General features: G+C 34.8%; 11 protein-coding genes. All 11 read right to left on the bottom strand.

Annotation, left to right across the window (positions count from 1 at the left end; genetic code table 11):
• Window positions 1-62 precede the first annotated feature (62 nt).
• The gene (ftsY, locus tag JNUCC80_RS03600) at window positions 63-1,436 is read right to left on the bottom strand and encodes a signal recognition particle-docking protein FtsY (protein WP_454152593.1); all 1,374 of its coding nucleotides are present in this window, start codon (window positions 1,434-1,436) and stop codon (window positions 63-65) included.
• Between the two features lie 9 nt (window positions 1,437-1,445).
• Window positions 1,446-5,003, bottom strand: a complete 3,558-nt coding sequence (gene smc / locus JNUCC80_RS03605) for a chromosome segregation protein SMC (protein ID WP_454152594.1) — start codon at window positions 5,001-5,003, stop codon at window positions 1,446-1,448.
• 13 nt (window positions 5,004-5,016) lie between these two features.
• Complete coding sequence (gene rnc / locus JNUCC80_RS03610; RefSeq protein WP_454144446.1) at window positions 5,017-5,709, bottom strand: ribonuclease III; 693 nt, start codon at window positions 5,707-5,709, stop codon at window positions 5,017-5,019.
• Window positions 5,710-5,825: 116 nt separating this feature from the next.
• Window positions 5,826-7,598, bottom strand: a complete 1,773-nt coding sequence (locus JNUCC80_RS03615; RefSeq protein WP_454152595.1) for an oligopeptide ABC transporter substrate-binding protein — start codon at window positions 7,596-7,598, stop codon at window positions 5,826-5,828.
• Window positions 7,599-7,688: 90 nt separating this feature from the next.
• Complete coding sequence (locus JNUCC80_RS03620) at window positions 7,689-8,606, bottom strand: ABC transporter permease (RefSeq protein ID WP_454152597.1); 918 nt, start codon at window positions 8,604-8,606, stop codon at window positions 7,689-7,691.
• A gap of 18 nt (window positions 8,607-8,624) precedes the next feature.
• Window positions 8,625-9,587, bottom strand: a complete 963-nt coding sequence (gene opp4B / locus JNUCC80_RS03625; RefSeq protein WP_454152598.1) for an oligopeptide ABC transporter permease — start codon at window positions 9,585-9,587, stop codon at window positions 8,625-8,627.
• A gap of 1 nt (window position 9,588) precedes the next feature.
• A complete protein-coding gene (locus tag JNUCC80_RS03630) occupies window positions 9,589-10,536 on the bottom strand; it encodes an ABC transporter ATP-binding protein (RefSeq protein WP_454152599.1) in 948 nt (315 codons plus the stop codon).
• A gap of 24 nt (window positions 10,537-10,560) precedes the next feature.
• Window positions 10,561-11,556, bottom strand: a complete 996-nt coding sequence (locus JNUCC80_RS03635; protein WP_454152600.1) for an ABC transporter ATP-binding protein — start codon at window positions 11,554-11,556, stop codon at window positions 10,561-10,563.
• A 141-nt stretch (window positions 11,557-11,697) separates the two neighbouring features.
• Window positions 11,698-11,937 carry an acyl carrier protein gene (gene acpP, locus JNUCC80_RS03640; protein ID WP_454144434.1) on the bottom strand — a complete coding sequence of 80 codons (240 nt, stop codon included), beginning with the start codon at window positions 11,935-11,937 and terminating at the stop codon, window positions 11,698-11,700.
• Between the two features lie 75 nt (window positions 11,938-12,012).
• Entirely contained in the window at window positions 12,013-13,011 is a 999-nt protein-coding gene (gene plsX, locus JNUCC80_RS03645; RefSeq protein ID WP_454152601.1) for a phosphate acyltransferase PlsX, read from the bottom strand.
• Window positions 13,012-13,023: 12 nt separating this feature from the next.
• Window positions 13,024-15,057: an ATP-dependent DNA helicase RecG gene (gene recG / locus JNUCC80_RS03650; RefSeq protein ID WP_454152602.1), complete on the bottom strand. Its 2,034-nt coding sequence runs from the start codon at window positions 15,055-15,057 to the stop codon at window positions 13,024-13,026.
• Between the last annotated feature and the right edge of the window lie 3 nt (window positions 15,058-15,060).

Raw genomic sequence — 15,060 nt, forward strand, 5'->3', positions numbered from 1 at the left:
TTTTTTTAATTCGTCAATTACTTCTATTATACAAAAAAATTGGCCTTATTTGGCCAATCTTCTTAAATTAATCCTTTGAATAATCCCAATGCAAATTTCTCAGTGTCAAATGGTGCTAAGTCACCTACTTGTTCACCTAGTCCCACTAATTTAACTGGAATATTCATTTCGTTACGGATGGCAATAACAATACCCCCGCGTGAAGACCCATCTAATTTAGTTAAGACAATACCTGATATTTGCGTTACTTGATTGAATTCTTTAGCCTGACTCATTGCGTTTTGTCCAGTAGAACCATCTAAGACTAGTAGGGTTTCTTCAGGTTGATCTGGGAATGTCTTTTGAATAGTACGTTTGATTTTATCCAACTCATTCATCAAGTTCACTTTGTTTTGCAAACGTCCAGCAGTATCAATCAGTAAATAATCTACTTCTTGCTCGCGTGCTTTTTTAACACCCTCAAAAACAACAGAAGCCGGGTCAGCTTTTTCTGGTCCTGTTACAACATTAACACCAACACGTTCTCCCCATTGAACAAGTTGTTGAACAGCCCCTGCTCTAAAAGTATCAGCTGCTACTAACATCACTGATTTACCTTGTGATTTTAGTTGGGCTGCTAATTTACCAACTGTTGTTGTTTTACCTGAACCGTTAACACCTACGAATAAGTAAACATTTGGTTTATTGGCATCATTGTAAGTTAGACCTTCATCTTGTTCACCAGGATTTTCATAAAGACCTACTAATTTTTCAACGATAACTTCTTTTAAAGCTTGTTTTGATTTTGCGTTTTTTAGTTTAGCTTCATCTCTTAAAGCTTCAACTAAGTCCATTGAGGTTTGGTATCCCACATCTGACTCAATTAAAAGATCTTCTAAATCATCGAAGAAATCTTCATCGACACGTCTAAAGTTGGCAAAGAAGGCATTTAACTTATCTCCAAAAGAACGGTTAGTCTTTTCTAGCCCTTTTTCGTATAAATGCTCTTTCTTTTCCTCTTCGTCATCTTCTGCTTCTTCTTCGTCTTGAACTTCTTCAGCATTTGGTTCTTCTGACTCTGTTTCAACTTCTTCTTCAACTTCGTCAACTATTTGAGTCGATACCTCGTCACTACTACTTTGTTGTACTTGGTTGTCCTCATTAGTTGGCTCTTGTTCAGAGCTTTCCTCTTTTGAATCAGCATTTTCTTTAGTTTCTTTTACAATCGACTCTTCTTTATCCACTTCTTTAGTCGGTTCTATTTCAGGTTCATCAGTTGCCTTACTATCCTGATTTGTTTCTTCAGCATCATCTGGATTTTGAGCAGAGTCTGCCTCTTTTGGCTCTTCGTCAGACGCTGGTTCTTGTGTTTCTTCTAATTCAGGTGATTCTTTCTTTTCTTCTTGTTCTTTTTTATCTCCAAAAATGGATTTTTTTATACGATCAAATAATCCCATAATAACCTCCTACAATTGTTGTTCAATTTCGCTTAATGAGACTGACAGCAAACTAGAAATGCCAGATTCTTGCATCATAACCCCATATAGTTGATCGGCTTGTGCCATTGAGCCTTTTCTATGTGTAATCATAATGAATTGCGTTGTTAAATCATAGTTCTTCAAGAACTGAGCAAATCTATCAACATTAGCTTCATCAAGTGATGCTTCTACTTCATCCAAAATACAAAATGGTACTGGACGCACTTTCAAAATGGCAAACAACAATGTAATTGTTGTCAATGCACGTTCCCCACCGGATAGTAGACTTAAGCTTTGTAGCTTTTTGCCTGGTGGTTGCGCGATAATATCAATTCCAGTATTTAAAATATCAGTTTCATCAGTTAAGGCAAGTTTTGCATGACCTCCGCCAAACATTTTAGGGAAAATATCCGCAAATGCTGCGCTAACTTGCTCAAACGTTTCTTTAAAACGTGTTGAAACCTCTTTGTCCATTTCATTCATCGTATTTTCTAGCGTTGATTTAGCTGATAATAAATCTTCTTGCTGTTGATGTAGAAAATCATAACGTTCCTTGACTTCCTTATACTCTTCAATAGCACCCAAGTTCACGGGACCAATATCTTCAAGCGATAACTTATGCAACTTAATTTCATGTTGCAGTTGATTGATGTTAATCTCTTCTGGATTCTCAATATCAGACATTGCTTTTTCAAAAGTTAAATGATAATCCTGATTTAGAGTTTCTAAGCGAGTATTGATTTCTGATTTCAAAATAGCTAATCGATTGCTTTCTTTTTCTTGAGCATCAGCAACTATTTTTCTTGAATCATAATGCTTAGTGTAATCCGCTTCAAGTGCTGTGATTTTATTTTCAACAACCGATAGTTTTTGTGCTGTTTCTTTGATTTGCTGATCTAAAGTTGTAATTGTGACTTGGTTTTGTTCGAATTTTTGCTTCTGTTTGTTTAAGTCCTGTGAATTTTTCTCTTTTGCTTGACTTAACTGTGTTAGTTTTTCTTGTAGTTGTGCTTGTTGTTGTTGAGATTGTTTGATATCAGCTTGTTTTTCAGCAATTTGAGATTGGTAGTTTTCTTGCTTAGTTTTGAAAACCGCAATTTCAGGTAATAACTCGTTTAGTTGCGCTTGAACATGCTGAGAAACTTGATCAAAGTTTTGAATTTGTGCTTGTGTTTCTTTTATTTTTTGTTGTATTTTTTCAACGTCTTGCTCTGCTTGAACTTTTTGCGTATTCAATTGCGCATATTGTGCTTGTTGTTTTTCTAATTCGGCCTTTTTAGTTTGTAATCCGTGTTTTAAGTAGTTCAACTGTTTTGTTAGCGATTGTTTTTCGTCTTGAATACGGTTAATTTGATTATCAAAATCCGTTAACTCAGATTTCACTTCCGCTACTTTATTGGTATTTTCAGCTTGAATTTTTTCTAGGCGCTGTTTTTCAGTAATTTCTTGTTGTAAGTGTGACTGAACTTCAGCAATCTGACTATCAAACGCTTGGCTTTTGGCTGTAAGATCTTCCAATTGCTTCTTGATTAGCAATGGTGATTGACTATTCTTATTGTGTGAACCACCTGACATTTGTCCGCCAGGGCTTAAATAATCACCATCTAAAGTTACAATATGGTGTCTTTGTTCTAGTAAGCGGCTTAATTGTGTTGCATGATCTAGGTTATCCATCACAATAATTCGACCTAAAAGATGAGTAACGGCTGGCTTAACCTCAGCCGAACAAGAAACCAAATCAGAAGCTATTCCGAGATACCCCGAAGTCGTTTTTAGTACCTTTTTAACTTCTGTTGATAACACCTGTTGTCTTAATTGGTCTAATGGTAAAAAGGTTGCTCGTCCTAAATTCTTATCTCTTAATGTTTTGATTGCATTTTTAGCATTGTCTTGAGTTTTCGATACTAAGTTTTGGGCATTGCTTGCTAAAGCTGTGTCTAAAGCTAGTTGATAACGACTATCAAAGTCAATCAATTCGCTGACGACACCTAAAATCCCAGGAAATTCAGATTTATGATTCAAAACAGCTTTAACACCTTGAAAGTACCCTTCATGGTTATCATGTAATCGCTTAAGAGCTTGTAGCTGGGCTTTTGTTCCTTGAGCAAGCTCTTTTAACTCACTGCGTTCTTTTTGCTTCTTCACCACTGTAGCCGTTGCTTTTTCAATAGCAGTTAGGCTATCAGCAACTTCCGTTTCCAGTTTAGCTAACCAATTTTTTTGTGTCTGCTTTTCTTGCGTAACCTTTTCGATTTTGGCATCAAGACTAACTAAGCTTGACTCTAACTCTTTAACTTCAGGGGAGGTTAATTCACCTTTAAGTTGATTAATAGCCGTCTCGGCAAAAATAATTTGATTAGATAACGTCGTTTTATTTTGCAAGTTATCGATGTAATCATCTCTTAGAGATTCTAGATCTTTTTGTAACTTGCCTGGATCTTGAGATACCTTAGTCTTAAGTTCGCGTTCTTGGTCCTTTAACTGATTATATTGTTGAGTAACCGTATTTAATTGCTTTTCTTTTTCAGCCAACTCTTTTTCGAGCTGCTGTTGGCGGCTTTGCAACTCATCTTGACGGGTTTTTAGTTCTTTTCGACTTGTTTCGTCAAATTCTGTACTTTGATCATAAACAGCTAATTGTGTTTTAATTTCATAATTTTGATTCACAAGTTTGTTATAGTCCGCTTGCAATTGATCTTGTCTATCTCTAAGACTATGACGCTCTTTTCGATATTCTTCTAGTTGTTGCTGTGTAGAAGCAACGACACGATCTAATTTTTGTAGTTTTTGTTTTGTTTGGTTATTTTGGTTGCGTGTTTGCTCCTGCTTATTAACACGGTCATTTGTTTCTAAAGTTAGTACGATTTTATTTTTGGAATCATACCCATTTTTTTGTGTACAATATTCCTCGGCCAAACTTTTCTGCTGTTTTAAAGGTTCAATTCTAGTCTCTAATTCCTTAACAAAATCATTAATTCGAACTAAATTATCTTGTGTTTGTTTTAACTTTAATTCTGCAGTTCTTTTTTGTTGCTTAAATTTTAATACGCCCGCTGCCTCTTCAATAATAAATCGGCGATCGGTAGGTTTCGCATTGAAAATTTGTTCAACACTGCCTTGTGAAATAATTGAAAAAGATTCTTTAGATAAGCCCGAGTCCATAAATAAATCATGAATATCCTTTAACCTAACATTTTGTTGATTTATTTGGAATTGGGTATCTCCATTACGAAAAATGGTTCGTGTAATTTCAATTTCCTTAAAATCACTATTTAATTGCTTCGCTTGGTTATCAAATACCACCGTAACTTCAGCACGATTCAGTGGTGCTTTCATGGCTGTTCCACCAAAAATAACATCTGTCGTGTTTTCTCCACGCAGATGTCTAACATTTGTTTCTCCCATCACCCAACGCATAGCTTCAGTAATATTACTTTTACCACTTCCGTTGGGACCAACAATCCCTGTAATTCCCTTAGGAAATTCCAAGGTCACTTTATCTGGGAATGATTTAAATCCATTAATTGTTAATGACTTTAATGGCATTTCGTCAACTCCATTATTGTAATTTTTTCAAAGCTTCACTAGCTGCATGCTGCTCTGCTTTTTTCTTAGAATCGCCAGTTCCTTCAGCTAATTTTTCCCCTTCAGCAAACACCGCCACTCTGAAGGTCTTGTCATTATCGCTTCCTGTTTCTTGGAGTGTTTCATAGCTAATCTTCACTGATCCGTTTTGTTGCAATAGTTCTTGTAATTGCGTTTTGTAATCGGCATTATACGAGAAATCTCCCTTGATAATGTCTGGAAAAACAGTTGCTTTCAAAAATTGATAGACTGCTGGCATCCCTTGATCCAAAAATAGCGCACCATTAAAGGCTTCAAAAACATCTTCTAACAATGTCTTTCTTAGTCTTGCACCATTATTTTCCTCACCTTTACCAAGCATAATTTCTTGATCAAAACCCGCCTCTTTAGCAAATTTCGAAAACCCTTCCGTTCTAACAACATTTGAACGAAAACGTGTCAATTCACCTTCGTCAAGGTCAGGAAATTGATGATACAAAAATTCTGAAATAGCTAATTCTAAAACCGCATCACCTAAAAATTCTAGTTTTTCATAGTTTTTCAATTCTAGATTGCGGTGCTCATTTGAATAAGATGAATGTGTAAATGCTTCATCCAAAAGACCCATGTCTTTAAATATTATTTGAAAATCATCTCGTAACTTTTTCGTAAATTTCGAACTAACCATGTTTAAAATCTCCTTTTATGTCTACTTGTATTATACCAGTTTGTCGTTTAAGAAAAAATGCACAAAAAAACACTTTTCAATTCAATGAAAAGTGTTTTTTATATCTAAATTAGCTATTAGTTAGATGATACACCAACTGATGCCCATGAAGAGCTAGGTAGTTTACTGTATCCTACAACACGTTTATTAATGGCACTAATGCTATATGCATTTGCTATAGGAACAACATATGCTTGATCGTTCATCCATTCTTGCCATTTGAAGAATGCTTGCTGACGGTGTTGTTGATCAAATGAATCTTTTGAGTCAATATCTGCTAATAGCTTATCTTGTTCGTCAGACGTAAATCTAGAGTAGTTAAATGGTGTTTTTCTATTGTAAATATCATTTGGTGATGGTTCAGACGATAATCCCCAAGCTGCCATAAACATATCAACTTCAGAATCGTCACCTTTAACTTTATCGTAAAAACTATTAAATTCCATTAAACGCCCACTGGTTAATTGCACATTTAATCCAACTTTTTTCCATTGTTGAATGTAGTTTTGGATAATTGGTTCTTGAACTGCACTGCCTGACATGGCAGCTAGTTTAATAACTAGAGGCTGGCCATTTTTATCTGTTCTGTAATCACCATTTTTTTTGTATCCCGCTTCATCAAGAAGTTGATTTGCTTTATCAAGGTTGTAATCATACCCTTTTACACTTTTATCAAAGAAGTCACTGAAAACTTCAGGAATCAATGTTGGAATGTGGAAGGTTAAACCATTGGAATATTTTTCGTAAGCTTGATCAATATTCATTGAATATGCGATAGCTTGACGCAATTTTTGATCGTTCATCTTAGAACTAGTGTCCATTACATTTTCACCCTTTTGACTATCCCATTTACCTACTTTGAATCCTAGGTAAGAATAATATAAAGGAATTTTGGCTACAAATTCTGTATTTGGAGCTTTTTGTACTTCTTTCCAAGCACTATTTTGAACCCCAATAACATCATACTTGTTACTCAAGGCTGCTTGAGTCGCATTACTTGGACTAACGACAGACAGTGTGATTTTAGCTAGTTTTGGCTTTTCACCATAATAATACTCATTTGGAGTCCATTCTGCTGATTGTCCTGCAACCAGGTTGGTTAACTTATAAGGTCCATAATATAGAGGTGTCTTTCTAATTTGATCTGAAGAAACCAATTTGTCAAATGGAATATCTTTTAGTTGATGTTCAGGAGATGCACTTTCTAAGAAATAGCCATTACCTGATTGAGTCATACCTGGCTTCATCTCTTTAAATTTAATAACAACTTGATTACCATCGTCACCATTTGGTGTTGTGATACCTGAAATTTGATCAGATTTACCTTCGTTATATTCTTCCATACCTTCAATATTTTGTAAGCTATCAGTATAACGAGCAGATTTGGTGGCTGCATTTGCAATTATCTTATATGAATAAACTACATCTTTAGCCGTTAGAGATTGTCCGTCCGACCATTTTACTTTTGAATTAATATCAATTGTTGCTGTCTTAGCATCAACATTTAGCTTGAGATTAGCTGCACCCCCATCGACAATTTTATAGTTATCATCGATTTTAAATAAAGATTCATCTCCAAATTGAGAAACTTCACTATCTATTCCAGAAGTTGATAATGTTGAATTAAAAATCCCTGTAAATGGGGTATCTGAAATCAATCCATAACTTAAAGTTCCGCCCTCAACAGGTTTGCTATTGTTTGATACAGAAATGGGGAATTGTTTATTCGTTGTATCTGCTTCTTTTGAAGAGCTACTTCCTCCACCGTTATTATTACTACATCCAGCTAATGTCATTGCTATTGCAGCTGTTGCAATTGGCATGAACCATTTTTTCTTTTTATTTACCATTCTTTTAAACCTCCATCAGTTTTTAATCTATATTTAAGATATTAGCAGCTTTAAATTAAAAAATCAATCAACTTTCTAATTTAAATTTAATTATCTTCTTTGTCGTGCATCTGCTGCTCGTTGGAAAACAGTTCCAACATAGTTAACCATGTAAGATATGATTAACAACATCACAACAGCAGGGAGCCATACCCATGGGCGACTCATAATATTAACTGGATCATTAGCATAACCGATTAGTGTACCTAAACTTGGTGTAGAAGGTGGTAATCCGTATCCAAGAAATGATAGACCTGTTTCTATACCAATGTTTCCAGCAATACCTAATACAACATCGATTATAATCATCGAACTGATGTTAGGTAATACTTCCCTGAACATGATTGCAATATTAGAAGAACCTGATGCTTTTGATGCCATAACATATTCACGTTCTCTTTGAGCTAAAACAAAACTTCTAAAATATCTAGCAGAACTAGTCCAACTAAATAGTGAAATCAAGACTATCAAAGTAAATGAATTGTAGTCTGATATGATTGTAGTTAGAATAATAATAATCATAAATCTAGGCAGAACCATGATGAAATCAATGATTCTCATAAAGATATCGTCGACAATTCCTCCAAAATATCCTGAAACTAAACCAATGACTAAACCAACAACAATCGCAATAGCAGTTACACTAATACCAATGATAATAGAATTTCTACCACCGACAATTAGAAGAGACAAAATATCTTTTCCACCTTCATCAGTTCCCAAAATATGACCTGGGCTAAATGCAGGTAATAAGCCATCTAAAATATTTGTATCTAAACTATCTTTTGAAACAAACAGTGACCCACCAAAAGTAAATAAACCAATTGCTAAAATAATTATCATCGCAACAATCGCAAATTTATCTTTGAACAACTCTTTCAAAACCAACTTAAATCCTGTAGGCGGAATACTTACCGTATCACCCGTAGCAGTTTTCAGGTCGTCTTTATTTTTTTTATTAAATAACATATCTATTAATCCGCCCTTCTATTTTACTCGAATTCTAGGATCAACAATTGTCATAACAATATCCGAAATTAGGTTACCCACAATTGCCAAAATACCAAAAAGTAAAATCAATGCTGTTAAAACTGGGTAATCACGTTGACCGATTGATTCCATAAATAGTTTTCCCATTCCTGGATAACTAAAAACAGTTTCAATCATCACAGCTCCACCTAATAAGCCACCAATAACATTACCGATAAAAGCTGTAATCGGTAATAAGGAGTTTCTAAGAATGTGTTTATTAAAGACTACACGTTCTGGCACACCTTTTGAACGAGCTGTTCTAACATAATCTTCCACTTGGTTATCAATAATCCCCGTACGTAAATATTGTACTGTTGTCGTGGTACTAATTAATGAAGCTACCAATGCGGGCAAGATAATATGGTGTGCACGATCTAAAATATAATTAAAGATACCGGGTGCGACAGATACACTTACTGTACCTGTTGTTGGGAACCAATTTAATAAATATCCGAATAACCATAATGCTAAAACGTAAGCAACAAATCCAGGAATAGCAAAAGTGATATAGTTAAAAACTCTAATCGTTTGATCTGGCCATTTATCTTTGTATCGGCCTGCAATAATTCCCATCGGAATAGCAAATAAGTAAGATAACACGATAGTTAATAATGATAACCAAAATGTATTTTGAGCGCGATCACCGATTAGTGAAGTAACACTCATATGTTGGGTATAACTCATCCCTAAATCACCATGGAAAAGATTTTTTACCCAATTTATATATTGAACCCAAGGAGCATCATTTAATCCATATTCTTGTCTTAACCTGGCAATTGTTGCTGGGTCACTCTTTGGATCAATTAGTCCTGTAAATGGATCACCTGGCATCATCTTAGCTAAGAAGAAGATTAGAATTGACAAGATAATAATTTGCGGAATCATTACCAAAACACGTCTTAAAATTGTTTTCCACATATTATTGACCTCCTTCTAATTTATCTTGTGGTAAAGCAACAAAATGATTGTCTCCAATTTGTTGTAATGGATAAACGCGGCCATCTTTATACCACTTATCTTGATTTTCTAAAAACTCTTTTTCAACAGCTTGACGATGCTTTTTATGTTCTTCACGATTTTTTGGATCAATCTTAGGAATAGCAGCAAGCAATCTCTTAGTATAAATATGTTGAGGATTATGATAAATATCTTCTCTTGTCCCAACCTCAACTAAGCGACCTCTATGCATAATAGCTAAGTTCTCACACATATGACGAACAACACCTAGGTCATGAGAGATGAACAAGTAACTAATGTTATATTCTTTTTGAATTTTTTTCATGAAGTTTAAAACTTGTGCTTGCACGGACAAATCAAGTGCTGATACAGGTTCATCTGCAATGATTAACTTAGGTTTAGTTGCCACCGCACGTGCAACACCAATTCTTTGTCTTTGACCACCCGAGAATTCATGTGGGTATTTGTATAAGGCATCACTTGGCATCCCAACAATGTCTAATAGCTCTTGAACACGTTTCTTTTCTTCTTCTTTTGAAAGACTTTCAAAGTTTCTAATAGGTTCAGCAATAATATCAAAAATTCTTTTCTTAGGATTCAAACTAGACATTGAATCTTGAAAAATCATTTGAACATCACGATTGTATTTTAATTTGCGTCGTTCACTAGCTTTCGTAATATCGTGACCTTGATAAATAATTTGACCCGATGTAGCTTCCTCTAAACCAACAATCGCTTTTCCTGTTGTTGATTTTCCACTTCCTGATTCACCAATTAATCCATAAGTTTCTCCTTCTTTAATTTCAAAGTTTATCCCGTCAACCGCTCTAACATGGTCAGTTACTCGATTAAAGAAACCTGAACGAATTGGATAATGAATTTTTAAGTCTTTGATTTCGATTAATGACATTTTTTATCCTCCATTCGCCATATTTTAATTTTTAAAGTAAAAATGTTGATAACAAGTACAACGAACTTCATGTCCAGGTGAAACTTCGTGTAAAATTGGATCTTCTTCATGATATTTAGCATCAATCCAAGGAATCCTTGGAGCAAATCGGCATCCTTTTGTCATCATTTTATCTAATGAAGGAACAGTTCCTTCAATAACATGCAATTCTTCGTCATCTACATCAGTTTGTGGCATTGATTCCAACAAGGAACGTGTATATGGATGTAGCGGATTAGTAAACAATTCGTCAACCGGCGCTACTTCAACAATCTGTCCAGCATACATAACAGCAACTCTATCCGCTGTTTCTGACACAACGCCTAAGTCATGTGTAATCAAAATAATTCCAGCACCTGTTTCATCTTGGATATCTTTTAATAAATCTAAGATTTGTGCTTGAATTGTTACATCTAAAGCTGTAGTTGGCTCATCAGCTAACAAAATAGATGGTTTATCAGCAATTGCAATCGCAATAATAACTCTTTGACGCATACCACCGGAAAGTTCATGTGGATATTGGCGACTAATTCTTACAGGATCTGGAATCCCAACTTGATCTAATAATTCAAGAACACGTTTTTTTCGTTCTTTTTCATTTAATTTTGTATGATAGTACAAGGTTTCCTCAATTTGCGCACCAATACGCATTAGTGGATTTAGTGCAGCTAATGGATCCTGAAAAATCATACCAATTTCTTTTCCACGAATTCGGTTAAATAGTGATTCATTTAATCCAACGAGATTTAACTCATCGAATAAAATATCCCCTCTGACCTTTGTATTTTTTTGGTCATAAAGTCCAATAATACTAGAAGCTAGTGTACTCTTTCCTGATCCTGATTCTCCAACAATTGCTAGAATTTCATTCTTCTTCAATGTTAAAGAGACATCATCAACCGCATCATAAAATTTTCCTTTTAATCGAAAACCTGTATGCAAGTGTTGAATATCTAAAAGCAAATCGCTTGGTTTTTCCAATGAAATTCCTCCAGTTCAATTTAAAAAATCTTAATTTATTAGAGATTTATTAAATATTTAATTATTGGCTTAATTATATCATGAAAAATTAATTTTTCAACGTAAAAAAAAAACAGCAGCTTTTTATTAAGCTACTGTTTTTTATAAATTGTTGTAAACGTAGTCAACGGCTTGTTGAACTGTTGTTAATTTTTCAGCTTCCTCATCTGGAATTTCTGAACTAAATGTGTCTTCCATTTCAAGAACAAATTCAACAAAATCAATTGAATCTGCATCTAAATCTGTCTTGAAATTTAATTCTGGACCAATCTTGTCTTTGTCGACTTCAAAGCGATCTGCAATTAAATCGGCAATTTTATTAAAAATCTCTTCTTTACTCAAAATTAGGTACCTCCAATAAAATGATTACCAAACAATTCTAGTTCAATCAGTTCAAAATGTCTACTATATTATCAACTATTTTTTATCAAATGCTTCTTTTACTTGTTGAACTAAATCTTGCTTCAACATTTCATCAACTTGATGGAACGCATAATAGATTGAGCGACCGTCTCCTCGACCGTGAACCTTAATAACTGGTGCTTTAGCACCCATTAATACCGCACCACCATAAATCGCCATATCAAACTGTTTACCAATCTCTTTAAAAGCGGGTTTTGCTAATCCAGCTCCCATTTTAACTTTCAAACCATTATTAAGCAGGCTATCCTTTAAGACACCCATAATAGTTGAGGCTGTCCCTTCAAGCGTTTTAAGCATAACATTTCCAGAAAAACCGTCGGCAACGATAACGTCTGTCTTTCCTTGAAGTACTTCATTACCTTCAATATTACCAACAAAATTAATATTAGGCTGATCTTTCAGTAGTTGGTACACTTCTTGATGTAATTCATCACCTTTGTCAAACTCACTACCATTATTTAACAAGGCAACGCGTGGATTTTCAACGTGACGGATAGAGTGTGAATAAAAACTTCCCATTTCTGCCCATTGAACCATATGCTTAGACTTGCATGATGCGTTGGCACCTGCATCCAGTAAAGTTAAACCTTTATCCGAATTTTCAACAGGAAGTACTGGCATCAATGCAGGTCTTTCAATTCCTTTAATACGACCCACAATAAAAATACCTGATGCAAGTAGTGCCCCTGTATTTCCTAGTGATAATAATGCATCATTTTCGCCAGCTTTTACTGATTTAGCCGCTAATACCATCGAAGCATCCTTCTTTTGACGAATTGATTTAACAGGTTCGTCTTCACCAAGAATTTCTTCTGTAGTGTGCACAATCTCAATTTGCTTCATATTTTCAGGTAAATGTGCTTTCATTTGATCTTGGTTTCCATAAAGCACAAAAGTAAAATCTGATAGTTCTTCTCTAGCCATTAAAACACCATCAATAACAGCTTTTGGCCCTTGGTCGCCACCCATAACATCTACTGCAATTCTTTTCATTAATTTGTCTCCTTAATCTTTCGTTTTTGATTTTAAATAATTTAATAGTTGTTTTAAATTTTGGTTTTCAGATGTTCGAGTCAATAAAGGATCATGTGTCAGGACTTCTTGGGCGGAATTTTTAGCCTCTACTAGTATTTGATAGTCTTTTAAAATATCGCCAACTTGAAATTGTGGTACACCAGATTGTTTATGACCAAACAAATCGCCTTGTCCTCGTAACTTTAAGTCTTCCTCAGCTAAAACAAAGCCATCTGTCGTTTGTTCAATGATAGCCATCCGCTTTTTACCTGTTTCACTTTTTGGCTCCGAAACAAACAAACAATAAGCTTGTGTTTGACCTCGACCGACACGTCCTCTAAGTTGATGTAATTGCGATAATCCAAAAGAATCAGCATTAAAAATAACCATCATATTCGCATTTTTGACATCTACACCAACCTCAATAACTGTAGTTGAAACCAAAATATCTATTTTGTGTTGTTCAAATGCCGTCATCACCTGTTGTTTTTGATCCGCACTCATTTTACCATGTAAAAGACCCACGGAATAATCAGGAAATTGCTGTGACATCTTGTCATATAATGCTTCGACATTTTCTAAATTAAGCTGTTCAGAATCTTCTATTAAAGGTGAAACAACATAAATTTGAAACTTCTCTTTTAATTGTTGTAACATTTTTTGATAAATTATCGTAGCTTGCTTAGGGCTAACCCACTGACTGACAATTGTTTGTCGTCCTTGAGGTAATTCATCAATAGTTGAAATATCCAGATTACCATAAGCCGTCATCGCCAGTGTTCTTGGAATAGGTGTTGCTGTCATTGATAATAAATCAACTGCCTCACCTTTATCGATTAACTTTTGCCTTTGATTAACACCAAAACGATGCTGCTCATCAACAATAACTAACCCTAGCTTTTTAAATGCGACCGTTTTTTGAATCAACGCATGTGTTCCAACAACAAAGTTAGTTTTTCCCGTTGCTAAATCATGATAAATGTCTTGTTTTTGTCTGGTAGTCAACGAACCTGTTAACAAAGCGACACTAACACCAAATGGGTTTAACAACTGTTTTAATTTAGCAAAATGCTGTTGTGCTAATATCTCTGTTGGTGCCATCAAGGCAACTTGATACCCTGCTGTTATCGCACCGAACGCACTAATTGCGGCTACAATCGTCTTTCCAGAACCAACATCTCCTTGAATTAGGCGATGCATAACTTTAGGTTGTGCCATATCAGCCAGTATCTCATTAACAACTCGACTTTGCGCGTTTGATAATTCAAAAGGGAGTGCTTCTATAAAACTATCTACAGGTATGCGATGATACTGCCTGACAACACCAACTTCTTGATAAGACTCTTGATAAATAATCTCTTGTAATTGCATCTGAAACAAAAAGAATTCCCGAAAAGCAGCACTTCGCCTAGCTAGTTGCTGTTGCTGTTTTGTTTTAGGAAAATGCATTAATCTAATTAATTGATTATCGTTCAACAATTGATACCGCTGTCTTAAATAAAGTGGTATTGCATCATCAATAATCAATTCACGGTCTTTCAATAAATTCACAATAAACTTTTGATAGCTTTCAAGTGAGAACACTTTTCTCAACGAGTAGCTTGGCATCAAACGATTTAAATAGTTTTGAGGGACTAGTTGTATAGCATTGAGCCTTGGAGCCGGTTTTTGATAAGTTCCGTAAACGGCAATGACTTCACCCTGTTCAATTTTTGATTTCATCCAAGGTTGATTAAAAAAACTGACCATGATAATTTCATGGTCAATTTTTAGTTTGAAAGAAAGAATTGTTCTTTTAAAACCTGCCTTACGCACAATAGGTTGTGTAATAACACGACCTATAAATGTCGATTTTTGACCATTTTCAATCGCAGATAATTCATACGTATTGTAGTCGTCATATTTTCTTGGATAACTATAAAGGACATCATAAACTGTCGATAAGTTTAATTGTTTAAATTTATCGAGCGTTTTAGGTCCAACATTTTTTATCTCTTTTAAGGGGGTTAAAAGCTTTTTCTTCATCAT

The sequence above is a fragment of the Holzapfeliella sp. JNUCC 80 genome, from assembly GCF_053667655.1.